Here is a 24,427-nt window from a genome sequence, read left to right as displayed (position 1 = left end):
ATGCCTCATCTGACCTGCCCGGCTCATTTGGGACCGGGCGGCTCCTTCATGAGCCTCAGCGCGATGCGCAAACCGAGCCAGAAATTGGCCAGCGCGAAGGTGGCGAGCGCCAGCATGATCGCAAGGGGAAACTCGCGGTTCTGCAGGAGCCAGGAGATCGCGGCTGAAAGCAGGTTGAGCGCCACAAGCAGCCAGAACTGCGGGTTTTTCGGTTGGAAGAGTCGCGAGAGCTTCAAGCGGGCATTCCTTGCGGTTCTGCTCAGGCGCCCATCATGACGCAGCGCCGGGCCAGGTGATCAAGCACCCTCAGCCTGCCGGGTGCGCCAGCGTACAACGAGCCACATCACGATGCCCATGGCGACGAGGCCGCTCACCGGCGTTCGACCATGCGAAACGGCGTGGCTGACTTGAAATACGGTCCCCTCCTGAGCAGCAATCCGGAAGACCGGTCCAATCCGGCTCGGGCCAACGGAAACCTGACCTGCTCCGGGCTTTTCGGGCCAGCTGAAACTTGAGAGGATGGCTTCCAGGAAGAAGAGGAAGCCATGCGCAAGAGCCGTTTTACAGAAGAACAGATCGTCAAGATCCTGCGGGAGATCGATCGTTTGCCGGTCGCGTAGGTCTCAAAGAAGTACGGAGTGAGCAAGCAGACGATCTACACGTGGCGCAAGCGCTTCGGCGCCATGAGCTCGGACGAGGTCAAGTGACTGCGGCAGCTGGAGGCCGAGAACGCGCGGCTCAAGTAGATGCTGGCCGAGCGGGATCTGGAGATCGACGTGATGAAGGAGATCACGGCAAGAAAATGGTGAGCACCTGCGCGCGTCGAGCGCAGGTGCTTTACGCAGTGAAGCGAGGCATTTCGCAGCGTCGAGCGTGCGCATCGTTGTGCGTGTCGCGCTCGGCACTTGGCTATGTGTCGCGGCTCGATGAGCGTGATCTTCCGCTGATCGGCGAGATGCGGCGATTGGCAGCGCAGTGCCCGCGCTACGGCTACCGACGCATCCGCATCTTTCTTCGTCGCGCTGGGCACCGGCTGAGCATCGGCCGCACCTGGCGTGCTGTGGCACAAAGCGGGCTTGCAGGTGCCGCGCAAGCGACCGCGCCGCCGGGTGGCCAGTCAGCGCGATCAGGTCGAGCGCGCATCGGAGGCGAACGGGATTTGGGCTTACGACTTCGTGTTCGATACCTGCGCGAACGGCCAGCAGCTCAAATGCCTAACGGTCATCGACGAGCACACCCGCGAGGCGCTGGCGATCGGCGTCGCAGGCAGCATCCGCTCGGAGCGCGTCATCGAGGTTATGAGCCGCTTGATCAGCGAACGCGGAGCGCCGAAAGCATTGCGCTCGGACAACGGCCCGGAGTTCGTCTCGACGCGGTTGCTCCAGTGGGCGACCGATGAGGGATTGCAGATGGCGCTGTCGCAGCCGGGCAAGCCATGGCAAAACGGTACCGACGAGAACTTCAACGGCAAGTTCCGCGACGAGTGCCTGTCCATGGAATACTTTCGCAACCGCCTTGAGGCGCGCGTCGTCATCGAGCAGTGGCGCCGTCATTACAACGAAGTACGACCGCATTCTGCGTTGGGATACCTGACCCCGGCGCAGTACGTTCAGAACCACTCAGGCAACGACCACGAGGCCATCCGTCTCAAGTAACTCGTGGTCCGAAGAATCGGGGCAGGTCAGGAAGTTCTCCGCTTTGTCACAAAGCTGTATGCACGACTCGTGCTTTCTTATTTGTTACAAACGAAAAGTATCAGATAGAGTGGGGAATGCTCTTCCCACTCTGATTTGGCACAGCAGCATGGTCCTCTCCCTGATCAATAACATTGCATTCCTGGTCGCTCTGGTGGCGGTCGGGCAACTCGTGACGTTGCAGTTTTACGATAACCTGCGGAGTCGCCAGATTCTGCTCGGATTATTGTTTGGCGGTGTCACCCTGTTGGTAATGGCTAACCCCGTTAATTTTTTGCCCGGCGTGTTTTTTGACGGTCGATCGATTGTGTTGTCGGTGGCTGGCTTGGTGGGTGGGGGTGTGACGGCAGCTATCGCAGCAGCGATGGCGGCGGTTTATCGCTATCAGCTGGGGGGTATCGGTGGGCCTGTCGGCGTCATGGTCGTACTGCTTTCCGCGCTGCTGGGGGTGCTAGCACGTAAATGGTGGCTTCGCCGTGCAAGCCCACCTCGACCCGTCGATTATCTCGCGCTGGGCGTGGTAGTTCAGCTGATGCAGTTGGCCGCATTCACACAGATTCCTGATCAGGCCGGTTTTGCCTTCATCGAGCAAGCTTGGTGGGTGCTGCTGCTGTTCTATCCACTCGCCACGATGTTGCTGTGCATGATTTTTCGCAATCACGAACAGCAACTGCATGACCAGCAGGCTTTATCTTCCGCGCAGGATGCAGCAGCGGCTGCGGAACGCGCCAGCTTAGAGCGCTTTCACGCCTATTTCGACAATGCCATCGTTGGCCTCGCGATAACCAGTCGGAACAAAGGCTGGATCGAGGTCAATGATGCGCTCTGCGCGATGCTCGGCTACACGCGCGACGAAATGACCCGGTTGACATGGACGGAGCTGACCCACCCCGAGGATAAGGCCGCCGACATGGCTCAGTTTAATCTCATGATGGCCAGCAAGATCGACAGCTATAGTCTTGAAAAGCGCTTCATCCAGAAGAATGGCCATGTGGTCGATACGCGCGTGGCGGTAAGCCCTGTGCGTAAGCCCGACGGCAGCATCGACTATATCGTGGCGATGGTCGATGACATCAGCGAACGCGTACGTGCGCAGATTGCCAGTGATGCACTGCGTAATCAGTTGCAAGCCACGCTGGATGCCTTGCCCGATCTGCTGTTTGACGTAGATTCCCAAGGTCGAATCGTCAGTTACCACTCTCACCGAAGTGACCTGCTGGCGGCCCCGCCGGAAGCGTTTCTCGGCAAAAGGTTTGCTGACTTTCTGCCGCCAGATGCTGCTCGTGCGTGTCAGAACGCAATCGACGAGGCAGCGAATAATGGTTTTTCGAATGGTGTTACCTACCGGCTCACCTTGCCGCAAGGTGAGCACTGGTTTGAACTCTCCGTGGCAGTCCTGCATGCAGATGCCAAGACAGACCGGCGCTTCATCATAATCTGCCGCGACATCACTGAAAGAACTCGGGCCAACGAACATCTTCAACAGGCAGCCAGTGTTTTTAGCCACACCCGTGAAGGCATCACCATCACCGACGTCAACGGCACTATCGTCGACGTCAATGAAGCCTTTACCCGGATTACCGGCTACAGCCGCGAAGAGGTCATCGGTCAGAATCAGCGCATCCTGAACTCTGGCAGGCAAGATGCCGGATTCTACAGCGCCATGTGGAATGCTTTGACCGAACAAGGTCATTGGAGCGGCGAGGTCTGGAACCGGCGTAAAGACGGCGAGATCTATGCCGAACTATTGACTATCAGCGCGATACGCGATGAGCAAGGCGCCACGCAGCGGTATGTGGCACTGTTCTCCGACATTACCGCCAGCAAGTCACACCAAAGAAAGTTGGAACACATCGCCCACTTTGATGCACTGACCAACCTGCCCAACCGCGTGCTGCTGGCTGACCGGCTAAATCAGTTGATGGCGCAGGCGCAGCGGTGTGCCATGAAGCTAGCGGTGGTCTTTCTTGACCTCGATGGTTTCAAGGTCATCAACGACACTCATGGGCACCAGGTTGGCGACCATGTGCTCATCGTAGTCGCCAAGCGCATGAAAAAGGCGCTACGCGAGAGTGATACCTTGGCTCGCTTTGGCGGCGACGAGTTCGTGGCGGTACTGATCGACCTCGAGGACACGCAGGCCAGCATCCCGCTGCTCAATCGACTGCTGACTGCGGCCGCACTGCCGGTGCAAGTGGGGGAGCTGCATCTGCAAGTCACTGCAAGCCTGGGCGTTTCCTTCTATTCGCAGGGGCAAGACATTGATGCCGACCAATTGCTGCGCCAAGCCGACCAGGCCATGTACCAGGCTAAAGTGGCGGGCAAGAACCGTTACTCCGTGTTTGATGCCGTGCACGACAGCAGCATGCGCTTGCGCCACGAAAGCATTGAACGTATCCGCCTTGCGCTGGCACAAGGCGAGTTCGTGTTGTTCTACCAGCCCAAGGTCAACATGCGCAGCGGCAAGGTCATTGGGGCCGAGGCGCTGATCCGCTGGCACCACCCTGACAATGGATTGTTGGCACCTGCCGCCTTCTTGCCGCTGATCGAAGACCACCCGCTGGCCATTGATGTGGGCGAGTGGGTCATAGACACCGCCATGCATCAAATGGAAGTGTGGCACGCTGCGGGTTTGGACTTGGCGGTCAGCGTCAACCTCGGTTCACGCCAATTGCTACAGGACGACTTTGTGGAGCGCCTCCAGGTCATCCTGACAAAGCACCCGCAAGTGCAGTCAAGCCGTATTGAATTCGAAATACTGGAGACCAGTGCCCTCGCCGATATGGCGCAGGCATCGCGGGTGATTGATGACTGTGCCAAGATGGGCGTGCGGTTTTCGCTGGATGACTTTGGCACTGGCTACTCATCACTGACCTACCTCAAACGCCTGCAGGTCGCGCTTCTGAAGATCGACCAGAGCTTCGTGCGCGACATGCTCGATGACCCCGATGACCTCGCCATTCTGCAAGGCATCATCGGCCTGGCCGCTGCCTTCAATCGCGACGTGATTGCCGAAGGCGTGGAGACTGTGGAACACGGCACGGCGCTGCTGCAACTGGGCTGTGAGTTGGCGCAAGGCTACGGCATTGCCCGACCGATGCCCGCAGATCAGTTGCCAGCTTGGGCCACCCACTGGCGGCCCGATGTGGCTTGGGGCGGGGTGAAGAGCTCCGCTGAAGCAACACGGGTCGCAGCTGATTAGGCTGGCCCAAAGCGGGTGCTCTCAAGGGTGGGTTTGCGTTGCATTGCCGTCGTTAAGATTGAAGACTTGCGATGGCTCGTATGGGTCGAAAGTTCGCGTTCGACGGATGAGAAAGCCGCCGTTCGTAGCCGTGCAGCGCTGAACGACAGATAACCGGTGCATTACTGCCCGATGCAGCGCGGCAGAGCAACGACAGGTCAGCCCGATCGGTTGCACTTGGCTAATGGTACGAGGCAGCGCATTGGCCTGACCGGCCATTGGATCTTTACGCCACGGACGGCAGCAACCAGTCAGTCCGCGGTCCTAGCCACGAGACTGCGGCCGACTGAGCGCTCGTCACTTGAGGCTTCAGCCGGCCTTGACCCGCTGTTGTCGTCCATCGCTATGAACTGAACGTCGCCGATTACGGACAACCTGTTGGGTTTCCGCAGCTAGGGCGCTGCATGGGGGCCGGCCTGGCTCCATTGCCGGGGTGGCTGCCCGTACAGGCGCTTGAACTCCCGGCTGAACTGGGATGAGCTTTCATAGCCCACCGCCATCGCGGCCTCGGTCACGCGCATGCCTCGGGCCATCTTCATGGCGGCGCTGTTCAGGCGCATGGCCTTTACAAACTGCATGGGCGACATCGTGGTCGCCTCCTTGAATTTGCGGTGGAGGACGGCCCGGCTCATCCCGACCTGTGCAGCCATGTCGTCGATGGTCACCGGCTCTGTCAGGCGCGACGACAGGTAGGCGATGGCTCGCGCGATGTCATTACCCACGCCGAACGCGCGCCGCGCGGCGTTCCCGGCCTCTCCTTTCAGTACGGCATAGCAGACCTCGCGCAGCCTGCTATCCCCGAGGATGGCCGTGTCCGCGGGACTGTCTCCCAGTTGAAGCAGGCGCAATAGCGCCCCGGTAAACGCTTCGTCCCAGTGGGCAAGCGCCAGGCCCGCTGGCTGCGGTGCTTGTCGGGAAGGTCGGCATACCCCGGCAGCACCTTCCATCGACAGGGACAGTTCGGTCATCACCCGGGTGTCCAGAGAGATCAGCACGCCGAGGAGCGGGTTGTCCGCCGAAGCAGTGGGCGTTCCGGCCTCCACGGGCATGGACATGGGACAGCACAGGTAGCGGCTGCTGTCGTACACGTGGCGGCGCCCGTCCAGCACGGCTTCCTTGCTGCCGCTGACGATGGCCACCACCGAAGGTTCGTACACGGCCGGCGCGCAGGGGACCGGGGCCGTGATCCGAAAGAGCTGCACACCTTTCACCCCGGTTTCCACCAGACCTTCCCCGCGGACCCGGCTTTCAATGAGTTGTCTGAGTTCCTGCTTGATCATGAAACCAATTTAGCACGCAATCGTCCTCCAGAAACTCACCTTGAGACGAATAGGCATGTTTTGGAGACGAAGCGGCCTATTTGTGTTCGACGCTGAGATTTAAAGTCATTCCCGTTGCAGCGAGACTGACCCGCTGCTGGCTGCAGGCGCTCAAGACGCAAGCACCGCAAGGGCTTACACGCTCCATGAATCGACACCAATTACACGGGAATTAAACCATGACGACGCACAACAGCTTTGGCCCAACGGGCTGGACACCCGAACGGCTCGGCAATCTCGCTGGCAAGACCTACCTCATAACCGGCGCAAACGCCGGGACAGGATTTCAGGCAGCGCGGGCCTTGCTGAAGAAGGGCGCGAAGGTCGTGATGCTCAACCGCTCTGCGGAGAAGTCGCAAGCTGCCATCGTGAAGCTCAGGAAGGAGTTTGGAGCCGGCGCCGACGTGAGCTTCATCCGCATGAATCTCGCGTCGCTGGCGAGCGTGCGCGAAGCGGCGGCTGAGGTGCTGAGAGCCGTCCCCCGGATTGACGCCTTCATCTGCAACGCGGCCATCGCGCAGGTGCCGACCCGGAAACTCACCGAAGATGGCTTTGAAAGCATGCTGGGTACGAACCACTACGGTCACTTCCTGCTCTGCGGCGTACTGTACCCGCGCATCAGGGACTCGAGAGGCCGCATCGTGGTCGTTGCCAGTCTCGGTTACAGGATGGGGATTCGGACCATTCAGTTCGACGACATGAACTGGGACAGGAACTACAACCAGAACAACACCTATTCGCAGAGCAAGCTGGCGCAGATGATGTTCGCCTACGAGTTGCAGGACCGACTGGCCGCGTCTGACCAGAGAGACGTCAAGGTCTATGTCTGCCACCCCGGCTCGTCACGGACATCGCTCATCAAGACCAGCGGCAACCTGCCGACGCGGATCGCTTTCGGACTCATGTGCCTGTCGCCGATGGTGCAATCAGCCGAAAGGGGATCCTGGCCCGAGGTCATGTGCGCAACCGAGAACGGCCTGGAGCAACGCGCCCTCTACGGTCCCACCGGCCGCATGGAATGGGTCGGTCCCGTCGGCAGGGGTACGCTGGAGTCTTATGCCTATGACAAGTCCGTCATGGAGCGCCTGTGGGCGCTTTCCGAGCAGGAAACCGGCATCGAGTGGGCGCTGTGATTGGGGAGAACTCAATGTCTGAACTTCGCATTTTCGGGATCGCCCTGACCATCCTAGGTGCAGTGGCTGCGGCGTTCCCCAACTGGTTCGGCCTTTTCACCGGCGGCCCGGAGGCTCCGGCCGACGCGTACGAGGCCATCGAGCGCAGGGTTCGCGGAGGCATGTTGCTCGGGGTGGGGTTGTGCTTCATCGCAGTCACCGCGCTTCGCCCCTGGTCAACGAGCATCCCCACTGCCGTCTTCTACTTCATGACGGGCGCACTGGCGGCACGTCTTCTCGGATTACTCGTCCACGGCCCTGTCACAAAGCAATGGCTCTGGGTTGCAGTGGAGGCCGTCGTGATGGCCTTGGCAGCGTTCTGTTTATGGCGCTGGGGCGGGACCGTGACCTGCGAACCTTAGGGTCCGGTCGATCACTGTGGCACTCGCGGACTGCCGGCATGCCGATCGAGCACATGAACCCGCCATATCTGCGTGCGCTCAGGGCAGTGTGATGGTAATGCTCGGCAGGTTGCGCGCAAAGCTCACCACATTTGAGTGAAGCGCCAGTTCTTCGCGCGTCAGGTTGTCTGTCCGTGTCTTGACGCCGAGATAGGCAAGCAGGGCTGCGAGCGCGAGCACTGAGGCGACGACCCAGAAGGGTACTTCGTGACGAAGAGTGTGGGCGACGCTGTCCGTCGCTCGCCAGTGCGGTGCAAATCCGGCGTGTCTGCCCCTGATGTGCTCGATCTGGTTACCGAGTTGGCTGGTGAGATAGTTGAGTTTTTCCGAGCCTTCGATCCGGTACTTGCCCTTGAATCCGAGCAGCAGACACATGTGGAAGACGTCCAGGCTGGGCAGGCGCGCCTTGCCTTTATCGCGGGCCCTCTCCAGTCGATCGAAGAAGTGCTCTCCGGCCAGTTGATCGCCGAACAGGCTCAGCTGAAGGGGGTGGCGCTCCCAGGCGTCGCGAAGCGGAAAGTTCGACGACAGTACCGCCTCATCGACCAGCGCACTGAAGGCGTACTTCGAGTCGAAGATGTCATCTGGCGAGTAATCGTCCTTTTTGGCCTGGCGTTCGAACTCAGTGAGGAAGGCCGTCACCCGATCGGAGAAGTCGGCGCAGGTCGTCGGTGACTTCCCGTTGCGTAACAGGAAGACCATGTAGAAACCCTCGTAGAGAAGGTCGACCAGGGTCGGCTTCGGGGCCGCATCATGCGTGCGTTCAATGGGTGTGTGCTCCCCTGGCGGATGCATGGAGCCGGTCAGTGAGGGGATGGGGGAGGTCATGATGAGAGTGCGATGAGTTCAAGACTGAGGTCTTGATAGTTGGAGGGCGCATAAATGGTGATGGCCTGTGCCTTCAGCATCCGCTGGTAGAGCGCGCCTTTTGAATCAAGGGCGAAATAGCAGGTGCCGGGGCGGACCGGTATTGCGCTTGGCACTTGAGGCGTATGGGTCAATTGCACACCGCTGAGTGCGGACAGCACGAGTTTCTCGACGTCGTCAGGGGCGCCGATTTTCATTCGCAGGGGAACGGATTCGATCAGTTCGGAAAGGGGCTGGTTTGCCCTGACTGCCAGATAGAACAGCGAGTCGGGTGTGATCTTTCCCGAATCGAGCCGGCCGGTATGGAAAGCGGGTTTTGATTCGTGCAGCGCGATGCTGAAATAGCGTGCCGAAATCACGGTTTCCAGCAAGGACCGCAGTATTTCGTCGATGCGAACAAACGACTGCCCGGGGTGCGCATGATCGTAGGCGGGCAGATCGGACAATTGATGTTGTCTGGAAAAGGTCATCAGGCTACCTCCTAGTCTGAGCAATTCCTGAAACAGGCGCTCGGGATGGAGCATTGGCGCATGGCGCAAATGCGACAGGGCAGCGTAGGCGCTGCTGACCGTGTGCTGAAGCCAGAACGAAGCATGGTCGCCAGATCTGAACTCGATGACGGACGGTGATGGCTCGCGGTGCAAGCCATGCAAGGCGTGCGATTTCGCTTCGAGAGAGTCGAGCAGGGCCTGAAGGCGGGACAACAGGCGCGGAGATGCGCTGATGCAGGTCATGGGAGGCATGAACTCCGGATCGCATTCGTATGCACCGCCCGCGGTCTTGCGTACCCGCAGAGCCGGAAGGTTCTGGTAGGAGTCGAGTGTCTCGAGCGCTGACTTCAGCACGCCGCGCTTGCGCAGCACGGATACCTCGGATTCCACCGCGTCGGTGCATCGATCGGACAGACTGATCGGTGTAATGATGAAACGGGTTTCGGCTGTCTGTGCGTCCTCGGCTGCGCAGTTGCTGCCATGTCTCTGGAGATGCCTGATGCCAAGGTGAAACTCGGTGGCGCCGTCGCTGAAGCGGGCGCGGTCGAGCATCACGGGCTCCGGCAAGCGATCGATCTGCGGCGCCCGGTATGTTTCGCCATCCTCGAACACGACGTCTGCGCAGTTGAGTCGGAGGATGCCGCTCGAAAGTGCGTCGAGATCCACCTCCAGCTTGCGAATGCCCCAGCCATAGGGCTGCGCGCAGAGAAGTGCGTTGCGGCTGAGGGATTCCAGGTATGCATCCTGTTGCTGAAAGTGCTGCGGCCGGAGAAACAGGCCTTCACCCCAGAGTACTTTTGACGTGTCCATGACGACTTTCCGTTCAGCTGTGTTTGCAGCGGATGTCTGCAACGACTGTGGCCGCTGCCTCACTTTTGGTGGTGTCCGCATCGGGGGTGGTGGCCATCGCACACACGCCGAGCATGAGTGCGATCTGATCTGTCGGCGCGCGCCCCCTTTCAATGGCGAGTTTCCAGCGCCCGTGCGCGGGGGAATGAAACAGCGCCACGATGCCGATGTGCCGGGTGTCGGGACGCATCTCCAGCGTTAGCGCGTAGTGTCTGCCAGGCAGGATGATCAGTTCCCGAACGCTTTCAAGTTCTGTCGCGAGTACCTCCGCGCCCATATCGTCCTGTTGTGCCTGCGCGTAGGTGAGCCGTGCGAATCCATGCTCGCTTTTCAGTTGATAGATGCGCAGCACCACGGACAGGGGCTCACCGGCAGCACTCGCGTTCAGTGCGGGTGCTGTCTCGATGGAAACCGGGACGGTAGCTGCGGATTCACGGTCGCGTCCCACACGCAGGCCTGAGGTTTCGAGTACCCCATTTACAGCACCGCTGACGGCTGCTCCCGCCAGCTGGATTGCGGCCGCGCCCGAGCAGCCGCTCAGGACTAACACCGAAGCAAGCACCCATAGCAACGCTCTGGACGGACACAACTTCTGTGGCAGCGCCCACCTTCGCGAAGACCTGAATCTGTGGTCTTTCATGAAATCCATTTGGCATTTTGAAAATGGCAATGTACTATGCGAACCGCATTTTCACAACGCTTACGGAGGCCCGAAAGTGAATGCTCTTCACCCGTTAAAAGTCGGTTCGAGCTTGTTGAATAGCGCACTGATCGTGGCCGTGATCCTGAGCCTGTCCGCATGTGCGACGGTGGCTGAGAAACCGGAGGCAACGGGATTTGCAGACGTGTACGAGGTGACAGGGGAAACGGTTGAGCGACTTCTTGTGGAGGAGAAGCGTGGCGAGGCCGTCGCGGTTCTGCAGACCGTCACCTCAAGATTTCCTCTGCACGCAGAGCCCTGGGTTCGCCTGGCTTCGCTGCATTTCGACGCTGGTGAGTATGGCCACGCCATCGTTTCCGCCGACGAAGCATTGCAACGCGATCCGGCGAGCCAGCTCGCGAAGAGCATCCGGGCCGTGTCGGGTTTACGCGTCGCAACGTCCTCGCTGGTCGATCTGCGCGCCGAGGCCCCATTGTCGGGTTCGACCCGGGCCGATGCGACGAGGCTTGCGATCGTGCTGCGCGGAACGCTCGGTGAGGAGGTTCTCGTACCCGAGGCGGTCCCGGCGCCAAAGCGGGTCACGCGGCGGGCGAGCGCTGCGGCTGCGGGGCGCGCCGTACCCGTCGTGCGTGAGCGTGGCGCAACGGGGGGCGCGAAGTCGTCGGCCACCGCCGTCAATGGTGATCCGTTCAGCGTTCTGAAATAGGGAAGCCTCTTGCAGGTTTGCCCGGTGCCGTGCGAACTGCTGCGGAACCATGCGGGCTTGCTCTGCAAGGCGGTGGCAAGTGTGTCTGCAGGGTCAGGAGGTGCAGCGTGTCAAAAAGGGAAAGCATGCAAAAGCGGCTGCAACGGGTGCGACCGCCCCGTGTTCAGCTTACCTACGATGTGGAGCGCGGAGATGCGATCGAGCACAAGGAGCTCCCATTCGTTGTTGGCGTGGTCGGTGATTTTGCAGCGGCGAGTGAAGCGCCGCAGCAGCGTCTGCGCGACCGGAAATTCGTGAATGTCGACCGGGAGAACTTCGACGACGTCATGAACAGCATTGCGCCGAGGACCGTCTTCAGGGTTCCGAACCGCCTGACGCATGCCGGCGGCGAACTGAGTGTGGAATTGAACTTCAGGCGATTCGAGGATTTTCGCCCCGAGTCGATTGTCGAGCAGGTCAGGCCGCTGCAAAGGCTGATGGAGGCGCGCTCGCGCCTGGCAGAGCTGAGGAACAAGCTCGCCGGCAACGAAAAGCTTGAAGACCTGCTGGCAGACGTGCTCGCCCGGACGGATGCGCTCACGCAGATTGGGCGCAAGGAACCGGGCTCAGACGGCGAGGTGACGGAATGAACTCCCGCCTCGAAGCTGCAACGGTCGTGCCCGTTCCCGGGCAGAGTCTGCTCGACAGGATCATCGACGAGAGTCGAGTTGCGCGATCGCCGGTCGAGCGGGATCGCGCGCGGGACATCATCGGTGAACTCGCTGAACAGGTCCTTCAGGGCGAGCTTGTTGTTTCGGAGAACCTCGCCGCCTCGATCGATGTCCGGATAGCGGAGCTCGATCGCCTGATCTCAGCCCAGTTGAGTGAAATCATGCACGCGCCGGCGCTCCAGGAACTCGAAGCGTCGTGGACAGGCTTGAACTACCTCATAAGGCAAACCGAAACGGGGACGAAGATCAAGATCAAGCTGATGAATGTGACCGCAAGGGAGCTGGTCAAGGACTTCAAGGTGGCGATCGATTTCGATCAGAGCGTGGTCTTCAAGAAAGTGTACGAGGAGGAGTTCGGCACCTTCGGTGGTGCGCCTTTCAGTGCATTGATCGGCAATTTTCAGCTCACCCGGCAACCGGAAGAACTGTATCTGCTTGAACAGCTGAGCCATGTCGCGGCGGCTGCACATGCGCCGTTCATCGCTGCTGCTTCTCCTGAACTCTTTGGCCTTGAGTCATTCACCGAGCTGGGGAAGCCGCACGACCTTGCCAAGGTGTTTGATACGGTCGAGTACGTGAAGTGGAAGTCCTTCCGCATGTCCGAGGATTCACGCTACGTCGGACTCACCCTGCCAAGGTTTCTCGGGCGCCTGCCTTACAACCCGGTGGATGGACTCGTCACTGAGGGGTTCAACTTCATCGAGGATGTCGACGGCGCCGATCATTCCCGCTACCTGTGGTGCAACGCGGCCTTCGCTTTCGCTGCCAGACTGACCAGCGCATTCGAACGCCACGGCTGGTGTGCGGCGATTCGGGGTGTGGAAGGCGGTGGTCTGGTCGAGGATCTTCCTGCTCACGTGTTCAGGACCGACGAGGGCGAGGTCGCACTGAAGTGTCCGACCGAAATATCCATTACCGACCGGCGCGAAAAGGAGCTGAGTGATCTTGGCTTCATGCCCCTTGTTCATTGCAAGAACACCGACTACGCGGCCTTCTTTGGTGCGCAGTCGGCGCAGAAGGCGCGGCGCTACGACACCGATTCCGCGAACGCGAACGCTTCGCTATCCGCGCAGCTGCAGTACATCTTTGCCGTGTGCAGGATCGCGCACTACATGAAGGCCATGATGCGCGAAAAGATCGGGAGCTTCGCGTCGGCGACAAACGTCGAGCGCTATTTGCAGCGATGGATCGACCAGTACGTCACGGCAGACGATTCTGCATCACAGGAAACGAAGGCGCAGTTTCCGCTTCGTGAGGCGTCCATCGAGGTCAGCGAAGTGCCGGGGCGGCCGGGCGTCTATCGCGCGGTGTCGTTCATTCGCCCCCATTTTCAGCTCGACGAGCTGTCGGTTTCACTGCGGCTCGTCGCCGAACTGCCGCAGACAAGCAAAAGTTGAGTTTTCTGTTCAATCACCGGGGAGTTGATGGGAAATGAAGGATATCTACGTTGAGTTCAAGGGTAGCGACATCAAGGGGGATTCACGGGATTCAAAGCACAAGGACCAGATCGAGGTCTACACCTGGTCGCACTCCATTCGACAGCCGAAATCCGCGACGGCGTCGAGTTCGGGCGGACACACGGCCGAGCGTTGCGAGCACGATGAAATGGTGTTCACCAAGGATATCGACGGGGCCAGCCCCAAGCTCTATCAGGCCTGCTCGTCGGGCCTCGTGATCAATGATGTGGTGATTTGTTTCTATCGCGCACATGGCGGAAAGAATACGACCGGCAACCCTGGCACAACGCAGAATCGCCACCAGTACCTGAAGATCGAGCTCAAGAACGTGCTGGTGGCGTCAGTGTCGCCGAATGTATCGAGCGAGGGTATTCCGATGGAAAGCTTTTCGCTCAAGTACTCCGCGGTCAAGTGGACCTACGACGAGTTGAACATCGACGGCAGCAAGACGGGCAAGGTCAATATTCAGGGCGCGTGGAATCTTGCCACGAACACGCCAAGCCTGACTTGAGTGCAGATGTGATCTTCGGGGTGGCGTTCGTTGGTGTCACCCCGGGCGGAGCCAGATGACGTGACAGGTTTTGAACCCTCTCTGCACGAGAAACTGTTTGGTGGTGCAAGTGATCCGGCGCCGCGTCAGGGCTTGTCCCTGGACCGGCTCAAGGCGTCTGTCGCGCGGGATCTCGAATCCTTGCTGAATACGCGTCTTGGCATGCCAGACGCAGCGTTTCACGCATTTCCAGAAGCGAGGCGCTCGGTCATTCACTATGGGTTGAGCGATTTCTCAAGCCTGAGCCTGAGCAGCCTCGCAGACCGTGCTGCAATTCTGAATGCATTGCGCGCAGCGATTGTCCTGAATGAGCCTCGTCTGAGAAACGTCGATGTGGCATTCGACAGCGATCGCAGATCGGAGAACCGTCTGCTGTTTACCATCAGGGCGCTGCTGGTGGTCCGGCCGCTTTGCGAGGCGGTGAGTTTCGACCTGATGCTAAAGCCCACGACACAGCAGTATCTGGTCGGGCCCGACAGCATGGCGCGTGCGAGGGTTTGAGATGAAGGACCTGCTCCCGCACTATGAGCGCGAACTTGCATTCCTGCGCACCCACGGCCGGGAGTTCGCCGAGCGTTATCCCAGGATTGCCTCCCGTCTGATGATGTCGGGGGAGGGCTCGGATGACCCCCATGTCGAGCGCATGATCGAATCCTTTGCGTTGCTCAGTGCCCGTGTCAGCAAACGCCTGGAGGACAGTTATCCGGAGTTCGCCGAGTCGCTGCTGAGCGTGCTGTACCCGCATTACCTGCGCCCGTTTCCGTCGTGCTCGATCGCCTGTCTCCAGAACGCGGAAACGCCTTCGGTGCAGCCTGAAGGCATCACGATTCCACGAGGAAGCACGCTGAAGTCACGCGCCGTGAACGGCGCCGAATGTACCTTCAGAACAGCCTGGGACGTATCGACATCCACAATGCACCTGAGTCGTGCGTGTTTCAGCCCGCTTCCACGCTTGCCTGCCGGGGTCAGCCTGCCTCCGGGCGCCAGTGCGATCCTGAGTCTGGGCCTGCGACGTACTCAAGGTTCTGGAGAGGCTGCGTGGTCAGGACAATCAACGGTGCGCCTGTTCATCGATGCTGCGCAATCGGTGACGGCTGCGCTGCGCGATGCATTGTTCCTCTCTGTTTCCGCTACGTTCGTCGAGTGTGAATCCCGCTGGCAGCGCGTGGCCGCAAGCCTGATCGAAGCCGTTGGCTTTCGGGCGGAAGAGGCGCTGGTCGACTATCCGTCCAACGTGCATGACGGTTACCGTTACCTGACCGAATACTTTGCCTTCCCGGAGAAATTCAGCTTTTTTGACCTGTGCCTCGACAGATTGCCACCGGATCTCCTAGAGCACGACGAACTCACGCTTCACTTCGCCCTTACCGGCCTGCATGCCGAGAGTGACGCGGCGCGCCTGCTTCAGGGCATCGATACACGGACTCTGCGCACAGGCTGCGTGCCGGTCGTGAACCTCTTTCCCAGGCGTGGCGAGCCGATCCGCTTGAGTGGTCAGAAGACCTGCTATCCGGTGATTGCCGATGCGCGTCGCGCGTATGCCTACGAGGTTGCGTCCATCGACTCGGTTCATCGGGTCAGTCAGAGCGGTCAGGGTGAGCAGATGACCGAGTTTCGTCCGTTCTTCTCCCTGCGCCATGGCGAACGTGCAAGCGAGGATGGCAACTACTGGATTTCTTCGCGTGATGCGCAGCTTGCGGAGAAGAGTCCTGGCCATGAAACCGGCATCGCAATCGTCGAGTCGGCAGCGGGGGTGCCGTCACGTCAATCCGATGTACTCAGCGTAGCACTCACGTGCACCAATCGTGACTTGCCGACCTTGCTGCCGGTCAATGGACCGGGCGCAGAGCTCATTCCAGAGGGGGATCCACATGTCGGCGCGCTTCGTCTGCTGAGGCGGCCGAGCGCGCCCTGTCGCTTCGACCATCAGCGGGACGGTCTGTGGCGTCTTGTGTCGCACCTTTCCCTGAATCATCTCTCCATTTCCGGGAGTGGTTTGCAGGCGTTCCGTGAAATGCTGTGCCTGTATGACCTCCCTCGCAACGCGCTCAATGGCCGGAAGATCGATGGGATCAAGGGCATCGAACATGTCACGAAAACCACATGGCTCAACGGCAAGCCCTTCGCCTGCTTCGTGCGCGGCATCGAGGTCAGGGTCACGATTGACGAGGATGCCTTCGTCGGTAGTGGTCTGGACGTCTTTGCCCGTGTGATGGATTGCTTTTTTGGCCTCTACGTTCATCTCAACAGTTTTGTCCAGGTGGTGCTGGTGTCGAGCCGCACAGCCGAGGAGTTGATCCGGTGCAAACCACGCAGCGGCGAGTCGATCCTGGGCTGATCGGGCATCTGCTCGAAGCCCCGTGGTCCTTCGAGTTCTTTCAGTCGGTCCGCCTGCTTGACCGTCAGCTCGGTTCGGGAGTGCGGCGGGAGAGTGCGCTCTCGCCATTGCTGCGCTTCTCCAATTCGCTCGGGCTCGGCTTTGCGCCGAGCCAGCTTGAGGCGGTGAAACCTGTCCGGGACGACGCGCAGGACAGTGAGATGCCCATGGCTGTGCGGGCGGTCGAGCTGACGCCGAGCTTCATTGGCTTTCTCGGCATCCACGGCAGTCTGCCCGCGCACTACACCGAACAGGTCATTGAGTCCCTGCGCATGGCCGGTGACCGCGGCGCGCACGCCTTCTTCGACCTCTTCTCCAACCGCGTTGTCGCTCAGTTCTATCTGGCGTGGAGAAAATACAAGCTTGCGCTGATGTACGAGCACGACAGACGCAAGCATTTCCTGCCCCAGGTGCTCGCGTTCTGTGGTCTCGGTCAGGATGGGCTGCGCGATCGTCTGAATCAGGCGCCAGGCGCGATTGACGATGAGTCGCTGGCGCATTTCGCGGCCCTGATCCGTCAGCGCCCGGTGTCGGGAACTGCGCTGCAGCGCGTGCTTTCGTCATACTTCTGCGTCGCGGTTCGGCTGGAACAGTTCGTTGGCCGCTGGTACCGGCTTGAGGCGCCACAGTGCGCCAGGCTTGGACAGGCAAACGCGAAACTCGGTCACGATGTCTTGCTGGGTGAGCGGATCTGGCAATGCGATCTGCGTGTCCGCGTCTTCCTCGGGCCGCTGCCACTGTCCACCTACCGTGCCTTTCTTCCCGGGAGTGAGCGTGCAGCGGCGATGAAGAAATTGCTGCAGCTGCTTACCGGGCTTCGGCTCGAATACGAGGTTCGACCGGTGCTCAAGGCCGAGGATGTGAAGCCCTGCAGGCTGTCCGGGCGCCCGGTGTATCGGCTCGGATTCGACAGCTTTGTGTGTTCCCGTCCCGCGGCATCCGACCGCAGCGACGCCGCGTTCGATCTTCACCCTTCCTGAGTTCTGTCCTCACCATGCAAATCTCGCTCAAATCCCTGATTGGCAAGCTCAACTCCGACTGCCGTGTTGCGCTCGAACGGGCCGCCAGTCTCTGCGTCGCCCGCACTCACCATGTCATCGAACTCGAGCATGTGCTGCTCGCATTGTGCGAACAGGAAACGACCGACTTCGTTCTGGTGTGCCGCAGCTTTGGCGTGAGTGCAGGCGCGCTTGCGGACGATCTTGAACGCACACTCTCCGGGCATCAGACTGGAAACGCACAGACGCCGGTGTTCTCGGCACGGCTTGTGCGTTTGCTGGAGCGTGCCTGGTTGCATGCCTCTCTTGAGTCACAATCGCCTTTCGTTCGCAGCGCTCATCTCCTGTTCGGGCTTGCAGGGGACCCGGAGTTGAGCCAGTTAGCGCAGCGTTTTCCTGCCACTCTGGGCCGGGTTCGCATCGATGTCTTGCGGGCCGAGTTTGATTCGCTTACCTCTGGCTCAAGTGAGGGCAGGGTGGCGCCGTGCTCCGCTGCTGACGCAGAAGGCAGCAATGGCTTTGCGCGCTCCGGGGCTGATCCAGCGTCGTGCCGTACCCCTGCGCTCGACCGCTTTACGGTCAGCCTGACCCGACTGGCGCGCGAGGGGAAGCTGGATCCGGTGATCGGGCGTGACGCCGAAATTCGCAGGATGATCGCCATCCTGATGAGGAGACGGCAGAACAACCCCATGCTTGCGGGCGAGGCCGGGGTTGGAAAGACCGCAGTGGTCGAGGGCCTCGCCATTCGGCTCGCCCGTGGCGATGTGCCTCCGGCGCTGAAGGACATGGAGCTGCTCGCACTCGATATCGGCTTGCTGCAGGCAGGCGCGAGTGTGAAGGGTGAGTTCGAGCAGCGTCTCAAGGGCGTCATCGACGAAGTCCGCGCCAGTGTGCGTCCGGTCATCCTGTTCATCGATGAGGCGCACGGACTGATCGGTGCGGGTGGGCCTGCGGGGCAAGGCGATGCCGCGAATCTGCTCAAACCGGCGCTCGCGCGCGGGGAGTTGCGCACCGTGGGGGCGACGACCTGGTCGGAGTACAAGAAGTACATCGACAAGGATGCTGCGCTGTCGCGCCGCTTTCAGGTCGTCCGGATCGACGAGCCCGACGAGACGCTCGCCTGTGCGATGTTGCGTGCCATGGTGCCAGCGCTGGAGGCGCACTTCGGAATCAGGGTTCTGGACGAGGCGGTGGTCGAGGCCGTGCGTTTGTCCAGCCGCTACATTGGCGCACGACAGCTGCCCGACAAGGCCGTCAGTGTGCTCGATACCGCCTGTGCGCGCGTCGCACTCGGGCAATGCGCAACCCCTGCAGAACTGGAGGACGCAAGGCAGGGCCTGGCCCGACTGCGAGAGGAGCAGTCTGCCCTGACGCGGGAATCGCTGAGTTCGGCCGCACACCGCGAGCGCCTTGCGGAACTGGATACGGCGATTGAAAGACAGTCGAAGGAGCTCGAGGTCCTGCACAGGCGCTTCGAACACGAACAGACCCTCGTGGCGAAGATCCGCCAGGCGCAGACTGCACTCGAGGCACTTCCTGCGACCGGGGCGTCGGCAAGGGGCTCGGGGCGGCGGCGGGGCGGCACCCTCGACCGGTTGCTGAAGACGCTGGCCTCGGTGCAGCAGAACGCATCGATGGTTCCCTTGCAGGTTGATCGTCAGCTGGTTGCCGATGTGGTGTCGGGGTGGACGGGCATCCCGCTCGGACGGATGCTCAAGGATGAGATCCGGACCATTCTCGGGTTGAAGGCGCTGATGGCAGAACGGGTCAGGGGCCAGGATCATGCACTGGAGGCGGTCGCGCAACGCGTGAGAACGGCGCGGGCCAATCTGGAGGATCCGTGCAAGCCCAAGGCGGTCTTCCTGTTTGTCGGCCCTTCAGGCGTGGGCAAGACGGAAACTGCGCTTGCGCTGGCCGACCTGCTCTATGGGGGTGAGCGCAAACTGGTCACGATCAACATGAGCGAGTACCAGGAGCCTCATTCGGTAGCGGGCCTGAAGGGGGCTCCGCCCGGCTACGTCGGATACGGGGAAGGCGGCGTGCTGACCGAAGCGGTGCGGCGCACTCCGCATTGTGTGCTGCTGCTGGACGAGGTCGAAAAGGCCCATCCCGATGTGCTGGAATTGTTCTTTCAGGTCTTTGACAAAGGGGTGCTCGAAGATGCTGAAGGGCGCGAGATCGACTTCCGCAACACGCTGATCATCCTCACGAGCAACGTCGGCTCCGCGCAGATCATGGCGTCGTGTCTGAACCTCGCGGAAGAAGCCGTGCCCACTGCAGACGAGCTCGCCTCCCGTCTGGCGCCTGTGCTGCATCAGCGCTTCAAGCCTGCATTTCTAGGGCGCATGAAGGTGGTGCCCTTCTATCCGATCAGCGACACGGTGCTGGCCGAGATCATCCAGCTCAAGCTGGCACGCATTCGTGAGCGGGTGGCCGCAAACCACAAGGCGCGCTTCATCCATGACGACACACTGACCGAGGCCGTGCTGGCGCGTTGCACCGAAGTGGACTCCGGTGCGCGCAACGTTGACCACATCCTGAACGGATCCCTGCTCCCCGAGATCGCGGGCGAGGTGCTTGCCCGCATGGCCGATGGCGAAGCCGTCAGCGAAATCCGGGTCTCGGCAGGCAAGCAGGGGCAGTTCCGCTACAGCGTGGTCTGATAGCGGGAGCAGGTACTGCGTTTTCCGTCACGGGACACCGCACGTGTGTGCAGTGTCCTGGCAAGAGCGGATCAGCTCTGGATGCTGTCGGTGCGGTAGGACTGGATGATGGGCAGCATCTGAGCGAACACCTTGGGGGTTCCGGCAACCACGTTGCCCGTCGTCAGGAAGTTGCCTTCGCCCGCAAAGTCGGACACCAGGCCGCCAGCCTCCTGAACCAGCAGGACGCCCGCTGCCATGTCCCACGGTGCGAGGCCCATTTCCCAGAAGCCATCGAGGCGTCCGGCAGCAACATATGCCAGATCAAGCGCGGCGGCACCCGGACGACGGATGCCCGCAGTCTTCTGCGTCAACTCGCGGAACATGGCGAGGTAGGCGTCGATGTTGCCGAATTCGCGATAGGGGAAGCCGGTACCGACCAGGGCGTCGGCAAGGCGCACACGACGCGACACGCGAATGCGGCGGTCGTTGAGGTAGGCTCCGCTGCCACGCGTTGCGGTGAACAGTTCGTTGTTGACCGGGTTGTACACGACGCAGTGCTCGGGCACACCGTTCTTGGTCAATGCGATGGAGATCGCGTACTGCGGGAAGCCGTGGATGAAGTTCGTGGTGCCGTCGAGGGGATCGATGATCCACACGAATTCGCTTTCGGCGCCGGACTCGCCGGACTCCTCTGCTAGAATCCCGTGCCCCGGGTAGGCTTCACGAAGTACTTCGATGATGGCTTTCTCGGCAGCTCGGTCAACCTCGGTCACGAAGTCGTTGGGCGATTTGGACTCGACCGTAAGCAGGTCGGTCTGGGTCGAAGCCCGGTTAATGACGGTTGCGGCACGGCGGGCGGCCTTTACGGCGATATTCAGGATGGGATGCATGCGGCTCGGTCTCGGCGGGTGGAGCGGTCCAGGGCAGTGCGCCCCGTCACGATCAGATACGAAAAACGGTGAATTTTAATATGAATGGCGGCTTTGCGCTTGATCGCATCCGTGTCGTGCTTTCCCGGCCGAGTCATCCTGGCAATATCGGGGCTGCCGCGCGCGCGATGAAAACCATGGGGCTGTCGCAATTGTGGCTGGTCTCGCCTGCCTGTTTCCCTGATCCGGTGGCCGATGCACGGGCTTCCGGGGCCACGGACCTGCTCGAATCGGCGCGTGTTGTGGATACGCTCGAAGAGGCGCTTGCGGGCACGGTGCTGGCTGCAGCCGTCACGGCCCGTCGTCGCGAATTGAGCCTGCCGCGCGTCACGGCGCGTGCGGCCGCGGCTGAAATGGTGCGGTGGGCGGATCGCGGCGAACTTGCGCTGGTCTTCGGCAATGAAACCAGCGGCCTGTCCAACGACGAGGTCGGCCTGTGTGCAATGCCGGTGACGATTCCGACCAATCCTGACTTTTCCTCGCTCAATCTGGGCGCTGCCGTGCAGTTGCTTACCTACGAACTGCGCATGGCCGCGCTCGAACCACCCGAGGTCTACGCGGGAGATCCTCAGCCTCAGCCTGCGACGCATGCCGAAGTCGAGGGTTTTCTCGCGCACCTCGAGCAGGCGGTGACCGAAAGCGGTTTCCACGAGCCACAGAACCCGCGCAGGCTGATGCCGCGATTCCGGCGGCTTTTTGGCCGGATCAGGCTCGAAAAGGAAGAGGTCGGCATTCTTCGTGGAATGCTCTCTAGCTTTCAGCGCAAAGCCTAGTAAAATAGTCGACTATTGTTGCCCAAGACGCCTGGGCATTCGAATTCTGTTTCATCTTTCCCCGGAGACCGCGTCAAATGTTTGAACACCTGCGTGAAGACCTGGCCAGCGTTCGCGAACGCGACCCTGCCGCCCGCTCTACATTGGAGGTGTTGACCTGCTATCCGGGTGTGCACGCGCTGATCTTTCACCGCTTTGCGCATGCCGCCTGGCAAAGACGCCTGTTCTGGCTCGGCCGCTTCGTCAGTCATGTCAGCCGTTTCCTGACCGGGATCGAGATTCATCCGGGCGCTGTCGTCGGGCGTCGGGTGTTCATTGATCATGGCATGGGCGTTGTGATCGGAGAAACTGCCGAGATCGGTGATGACTGCACCATTTACCAGGCCGTCACGCTGGGTGGAACATCGCTCTATCGCGGCACGAAGCGCCATCCGACACTCGGAAAAGGGGTCGTGGTGGGGGCTGGGGCGAAAGTGCTGGGCGGATTCACGGTTGGTGACGGCGCCAAGATCGGCTCCAACGCCGTCGTGGTCAAACCGGTACCCGCGGGGGCTACTGCGGTTGGCAACCCGGCGCGTGTGCTCGACGCCGAGCGCGACGCCGAGCGCGCACAGAAAGCGGAGCAGATGGGCTTCTCTGCCTACGGTGTGACCCGTGACATGGACGACCCGGTGGCGAAGGCCTTGCATGGTCTGCTCGATCACGCGGTAGAGACCGACCGTCGCTTCCAGGTGATCTGCAAGCGGATGGAAGCAGCGGGCTTGAAACTGGACCCCTCGGTCGAGTCTTCTGATGATTTTGATGCGTCCCGATTGTCCAAGATGGTCGATTGAATTGGCTGAAAGCCGATTAGTTGACCGTTTTTGTCGGGATATGTATAGTTGAGTGAAATGTTCGGGTATTCGCCCGTTTGCCCTCAATTCTGCTTCGAGGAATCATCATGAGACTCACGACTAAAGGTCGCTTTGCCGTTACGGCGATGATCGATCTGGCTGCGCGACAGGCGGACGGTCCGGTTACCCTCGCCGGCATCGCCGAGCGCCAGAAGATCTCTCTGTCCTATCTGGAGCAGTTGTTCGGCAAGCTTCGTCGCTACAAGCTGGTGACGAGTGTGCGTGGTCCCGGCGGTGGTTATCGTCTCGCGCGCGACATGCGCTCGATCACGGTAACCGACATCATCATCGCCGTCGATGAGCCGCTTGATGCGACAATGTGCGGTGGCAAACAGAATTGCCACGACGAGCAGCGATGTCTGACCCACGACCTGTGGACCAATCTCAACAAGCGCATGTACGCCTATCTGGATTCGGTGACGCTCGGCGCGCTGGTTGCGCGTGAAGTGAAGCCCGACCCTGATGTGAACGTGCTGCGTGAAGTGCGTCGTCGCGCAGCGAGCACGTTGCAAGACGTGGCGACGGCCTGAACAGGTGACTAGCATGTTTGCCCCGGTATACCTCGACTGGAACGCGAGTGCGCCGCTCGATCCGGCGGTGCGCGAGGCAATGCTGCCCTGGCTTGGGGAACGCTTTGGCAACGCTTCGAGCCGTCATGAGTATGGTCGTCAGGCGCGCGCCGCAATCGACACTGCGCGCGCTCAGGTGGCGGCGGCGGCGAACGCGCATCCGACCGAGGTGGTATTTACCAGCGGCGGGTCGGAAGCCAACAATCTCTTCATCAAGGGTGCAGCCGCCATGATGAAGCCTGGCCTGGTGGCGGTCAGTGCGGTCGAGCACCCCTGTGTGCGGGAGCCCGCACGGCAGCTGCGTCGCAGCGGCTGGGTGATGCGAGAGGTGGGTGTGGATGGCGAAGGGCGTCTGCGCGCAGATGACTGGCGCTCCACGCTTGAGGCCAGGCCTTCGCTGGTCTCGATCATGCTGGCGAACAACGAGACCGGTGTGCTGCAGGACGTGCGCGCCCATGCAGCCGAGGCCCGCGCCGGTGGTGCTTACATGCACACGGATGCGGTGCAGGCCCTTGGCAAGATCGAAGTTGATTTCCGTGCGCTGGGCGTCAATGCAATGACGCTGTCGGCGCACAAGATCGGTGGTCCGGTAGGTGCCGGCGCCCTGATCGTGGACAAGCGGGTTGAACTCGCTCCCCTGATCGCCGGTGGTGGTCAGGAGCGCGGGCTGCGCTCGGGTACCGAGAACGTGGCTGCAATCGTCGGTTTCGGCCTTGCCTGCGAACTCGCTGCAAAGCATCAGCGTGAAGAGCACGATCGCTTGCTTGTCCTGCGTGAGCGGCTTGAGCAGTCGCTTGCCGCCACCGGCGCAGTACTGTTTTCGAAGGCTGGCGAGCGCTTGCCGAACACCAGCTTTTTCGGCTTTGAAGGGCTTGATGGTGAAACCCTGGTGGGCAAACTGGATCGTGCAGGTTTTGCCTGTGCGAGCGGTTCCGCCTGTTCCAGCGCCAACCCGGAGCCATCGCACACGCTGCTGGCAATGGGCGTGGCGCCTGAGTTGGCCCGGTCGGCGGTCCGGGTCAGCCTTGGTCGTGATACCACCGCTCAGCAGCTTGCCGATTTCGACACTGCGCTGGCACGTATCGTGCACGAATTGAGAAACCTGGCTGCAATGGCAGCCTGACA

21 protein-coding genes and 1 pseudogene are annotated in these 24,427 nt (G+C 60.9%); 16 read left to right on the top strand and 6 right to left on the bottom strand.

Features of this window, described 5'->3' with window-relative positions; translation table 11 throughout:
• Positions 1 to 23: 23 nt before the first annotated feature.
• Positions 24 to 236: a hypothetical protein gene (locus tag AC22G6_RS08845; protein WP_487366475.1), complete on the bottom strand. Its 213-nt coding sequence runs from the start codon at positions 234 to 236 to the stop codon at positions 24 to 26.
• 309 nt (positions 237 to 545) lie between these two features.
• Here AC22G6_RS08845 and AC22G6_RS08840 point away from each other — a divergent pair.
• Together AC22G6_RS08840 and AC22G6_RS08835 are read left to right on the top strand one after the other, a co-directional pair.
• A pseudogene (locus tag AC22G6_RS08840) lies at positions 546 to 1,655 on the top strand (IS3 family transposase).
• Positions 1,656 to 1,803: 148 nt separating this feature from the next.
• Positions 1,804 to 4,896 (top strand): EAL domain-containing protein, encoded by a 3,093-nt coding sequence (locus tag AC22G6_RS08835; protein WP_487366474.1) that lies wholly within the window; start codon positions 1,804 to 1,806, stop codon positions 4,894 to 4,896.
• Between the two features lie 431 nt (positions 4,897 to 5,327).
• Here the strand turns inward: AC22G6_RS08835 and AC22G6_RS08830 are convergent, their stop codons facing one another.
• Positions 5,328 to 6,215: an AraC family transcriptional regulator gene (locus AC22G6_RS08830; RefSeq protein ID WP_487366473.1), complete on the bottom strand. Its 888-nt coding sequence runs from the start codon at positions 6,213 to 6,215 to the stop codon at positions 5,328 to 5,330.
• Between the two features lie 218 nt (positions 6,216 to 6,433).
• Between AC22G6_RS08830 and AC22G6_RS08825 the strand changes: the two genes are divergently transcribed.
• Positions 6,434 to 7,387: an SDR family oxidoreductase gene (locus tag AC22G6_RS08825; RefSeq protein WP_487366472.1), complete on the top strand. Its 954-nt coding sequence runs from the start codon at positions 6,434 to 6,436 to the stop codon at positions 7,385 to 7,387.
• A 14-nt stretch (positions 7,388 to 7,401) separates the two neighbouring features.
• Complete coding sequence (locus AC22G6_RS08820; RefSeq protein ID WP_487366471.1) at positions 7,402 to 7,788, top strand: hypothetical protein; 387 nt, start codon at positions 7,402 to 7,404, stop codon at positions 7,786 to 7,788.
• 78 nt (positions 7,789 to 7,866) lie between these two features.
• Here the strand turns inward: AC22G6_RS08820 and icmH are convergent, their stop codons facing one another.
• The 3 genes from icmH to tssJ are packed head-to-tail and all read right to left on the bottom strand — an operon-like array spanning position 7,867 to position 10,683.
• Entirely contained in the window at positions 7,867 to 8,655 is a 789-nt protein-coding gene (icmH, locus tag AC22G6_RS08815; protein ID WP_487366470.1) for a type IVB secretion system protein IcmH/DotU, read from the bottom strand.
• Positions 8,652 to 9,995 (bottom strand): type VI secretion system baseplate subunit TssK, encoded by a 1,344-nt coding sequence (gene tssK, locus AC22G6_RS08810; RefSeq protein WP_487366469.1) that lies wholly within the window; start codon positions 9,993 to 9,995, stop codon positions 8,652 to 8,654. Before tssK ends, icmH begins: the two co-directional genes overlap by 4 nt.
• 13 nt (positions 9,996 to 10,008) lie before the next feature.
• Entirely contained in the window at positions 10,009 to 10,683 is a 675-nt protein-coding gene (tssJ, locus tag AC22G6_RS08805; RefSeq protein WP_487366468.1) for a type VI secretion system lipoprotein TssJ, read from the bottom strand.
• Here tssJ and AC22G6_RS08800 point away from each other — a divergent pair.
• The 8 genes from AC22G6_RS08800 (at position 10,673) to tssH (ending at position 20,156) form a co-directional block, all read left to right on the top strand.
• Positions 10,673 to 11,401: a tetratricopeptide repeat protein gene (locus AC22G6_RS08800; RefSeq protein WP_487366467.1), complete on the top strand. Its 729-nt coding sequence runs from the start codon at positions 10,673 to 10,675 to the stop codon at positions 11,399 to 11,401. The genes tssJ and AC22G6_RS08800 overlap by 11 nt on opposite strands.
• Before the next feature lie 125 nt (positions 11,402 to 11,526).
• Entirely contained in the window at positions 11,527 to 12,030 is a 504-nt protein-coding gene (gene tssB / locus AC22G6_RS08795; protein ID WP_487366466.1) for a type VI secretion system contractile sheath small subunit, read from the top strand.
• Positions 12,027 to 13,508 carry a type VI secretion system contractile sheath large subunit gene (gene tssC, locus AC22G6_RS08790; RefSeq protein ID WP_487366465.1) on the top strand — a complete coding sequence of 494 codons (1,482 nt, stop codon included), beginning with the start codon at positions 12,027 to 12,029 and terminating at the stop codon, positions 13,506 to 13,508. The genes tssB and tssC overlap by 4 nt, the downstream gene beginning before the upstream one ends.
• A 34-nt stretch (positions 13,509 to 13,542) precedes the next feature.
• Positions 13,543 to 14,079, top strand: coding sequence for an Hcp family type VI secretion system effector (locus tag AC22G6_RS08785; RefSeq protein WP_487366464.1), 537 nt, complete (start codon positions 13,543 to 13,545; stop codon positions 14,077 to 14,079).
• A 60-nt stretch (positions 14,080 to 14,139) separates the two neighbouring features.
• Positions 14,140 to 14,619 carry a type VI secretion system baseplate subunit TssE gene (gene tssE / locus AC22G6_RS08780; protein WP_487366463.1) on the top strand — a complete coding sequence of 160 codons (480 nt, stop codon included), beginning with the start codon at positions 14,140 to 14,142 and terminating at the stop codon, positions 14,617 to 14,619.
• 1 nt (position 14,620) lies between these two features.
• Positions 14,621 to 16,456: a type VI secretion system baseplate subunit TssF gene (gene tssF, locus AC22G6_RS08775; RefSeq protein ID WP_487366462.1), complete on the top strand. Its 1,836-nt coding sequence runs from the start codon at positions 14,621 to 14,623 to the stop codon at positions 16,454 to 16,456.
• On the top strand, positions 16,420 to 17,475 hold the full coding sequence (tssG, locus tag AC22G6_RS08770; RefSeq protein WP_487366461.1) for a type VI secretion system baseplate subunit TssG: 1,056 nt from the start codon (positions 16,420 to 16,422) through the stop codon (positions 17,473 to 17,475). The genes tssF and tssG overlap by 37 nt, the downstream gene beginning before the upstream one ends.
• Positions 17,476 to 17,489: 14 nt before the next feature.
• On the top strand, positions 17,490 to 20,156 hold the full coding sequence (gene tssH / locus AC22G6_RS08765; RefSeq protein ID WP_487366460.1) for a type VI secretion system ATPase TssH: 2,667 nt from the start codon (positions 17,490 to 17,492) through the stop codon (positions 20,154 to 20,156).
• A gap of 71 nt (positions 20,157 to 20,227) precedes the next feature.
• On the opposite strand, the gene AC22G6_RS08760 is transcribed toward tssH, so the two are convergent.
• Positions 20,228 to 21,028 (bottom strand): inositol monophosphatase family protein, encoded by an 801-nt coding sequence (locus AC22G6_RS08760; RefSeq protein ID WP_487366459.1) that lies wholly within the window; start codon positions 21,026 to 21,028, stop codon positions 20,228 to 20,230.
• Between the two features lie 80 nt (positions 21,029 to 21,108).
• Here AC22G6_RS08760 and AC22G6_RS08755 point away from each other — a divergent pair, with 80 nt between their 5' ends.
• The 4 genes from AC22G6_RS08755 (at position 21,109) to AC22G6_RS08740 (ending at position 24,425) form a co-directional block, all read left to right on the top strand.
• Positions 21,109 to 21,840, top strand: coding sequence for an RNA methyltransferase (locus AC22G6_RS08755; protein ID WP_487366516.1), 732 nt, complete (start codon positions 21,109 to 21,111; stop codon positions 21,838 to 21,840).
• Between the two features lie 77 nt (positions 21,841 to 21,917).
• Complete coding sequence (gene cysE, locus AC22G6_RS08750) at positions 21,918 to 22,673, top strand: serine O-acetyltransferase (protein WP_487366458.1); 756 nt, start codon at positions 21,918 to 21,920, stop codon at positions 22,671 to 22,673.
• A gap of 107 nt (positions 22,674 to 22,780) precedes the next feature.
• Positions 22,781 to 23,263: a Fe-S cluster assembly transcriptional regulator IscR gene (iscR, locus tag AC22G6_RS08745; protein WP_487366457.1), complete on the top strand. Its 483-nt coding sequence runs from the start codon at positions 22,781 to 22,783 to the stop codon at positions 23,261 to 23,263.
• A 13-nt stretch (positions 23,264 to 23,276) separates the two neighbouring features.
• A complete protein-coding gene (locus AC22G6_RS08740) occupies positions 23,277 to 24,425 on the top strand; it encodes a cysteine desulfurase family protein (protein ID WP_487366456.1) in 1,149 nt (382 codons plus the stop codon).
• Positions 24,426 to 24,427 lie beyond the last annotated feature (2 nt).

The sequence above is a fragment of the Parazoarcus sp. PS-13 R2A genome, assembly GCF_057621855.1.
The sequence above is the reverse complement of the archived record's forward strand: the minus strand, read 5'-3'. Positions and strand labels throughout refer to the sequence as shown.

Coding starts and splice junctions, on each gene's coding strand:
- AC22G6_RS08760 (WP_487366459.1), bottom strand. CDS start 21,028: ATGCATCCCATCCTGAATATCGCCGTAAAGGCCGCCCGCCGTGCCGCA.
- AC22G6_RS08740 (WP_487366456.1), top strand. CDS start 23,277: ATGTTTGCCCCGGTATACCTCGACTGGAACGCGAGTGCGCCGCTCGAT.
- tssH (WP_487366460.1), top strand. CDS start 17,490: ATGCAAATCTCGCTCAAATCCCTGATTGGCAAGCTCAACTCCGACTGC.
- tssB (WP_487366466.1), top strand. CDS start 11,527: ATGCAAAAGCGGCTGCAACGGGTGCGACCGCCCCGTGTTCAGCTTACC.
- cysE (WP_487366458.1), top strand. CDS start 21,918: ATGTTTGAACACCTGCGTGAAGACCTGGCCAGCGTTCGCGAACGCGAC.
- tssF (WP_487366462.1), top strand. CDS start 14,621: ATGAAGGACCTGCTCCCGCACTATGAGCGCGAACTTGCATTCCTGCGC.
- AC22G6_RS08835 (WP_487366474.1), top strand. CDS start 1,804: ATGGTCCTCTCCCTGATCAATAACATTGCATTCCTGGTCGCTCTGGTG.
- tssC (WP_487366465.1), top strand. CDS start 12,027: ATGAACTCCCGCCTCGAAGCTGCAACGGTCGTGCCCGTTCCCGGGCAG.
- icmH (WP_487366470.1), bottom strand. CDS start 8,655: ATGACCTCCCCCATCCCCTCACTGACCGGCTCCATGCATCCGCCAGGG.
- AC22G6_RS08825 (WP_487366472.1), top strand. CDS start 6,434: ATGACGACGCACAACAGCTTTGGCCCAACGGGCTGGACACCCGAACGG.
- tssJ (WP_487366468.1), bottom strand. CDS start 10,683: ATGGATTTCATGAAAGACCACAGATTCAGGTCTTCGCGAAGGTGGGCG.
- AC22G6_RS08820 (WP_487366471.1), top strand. CDS start 7,402: ATGTCTGAACTTCGCATTTTCGGGATCGCCCTGACCATCCTAGGTGCA.
- AC22G6_RS08800 (WP_487366467.1), top strand. CDS start 10,673: ATGAAATCCATTTGGCATTTTGAAAATGGCAATGTACTATGCGAACCG.
- AC22G6_RS08755 (WP_487366516.1), top strand. CDS start 21,109: ATGAATGGCGGCTTTGCGCTTGATCGCATCCGTGTCGTGCTTTCCCGG.
- AC22G6_RS08830 (WP_487366473.1), bottom strand. CDS start 6,215: ATGATCAAGCAGGAACTCAGACAACTCATTGAAAGCCGGGTCCGCGGG.
- iscR (WP_487366457.1), top strand. CDS start 22,781: ATGAGACTCACGACTAAAGGTCGCTTTGCCGTTACGGCGATGATCGAT.
- AC22G6_RS08785 (WP_487366464.1), top strand. CDS start 13,543: ATGAAGGATATCTACGTTGAGTTCAAGGGTAGCGACATCAAGGGGGAT.
- tssK (WP_487366469.1), bottom strand. CDS start 9,995: ATGGACACGTCAAAAGTACTCTGGGGTGAAGGCCTGTTTCTCCGGCCG.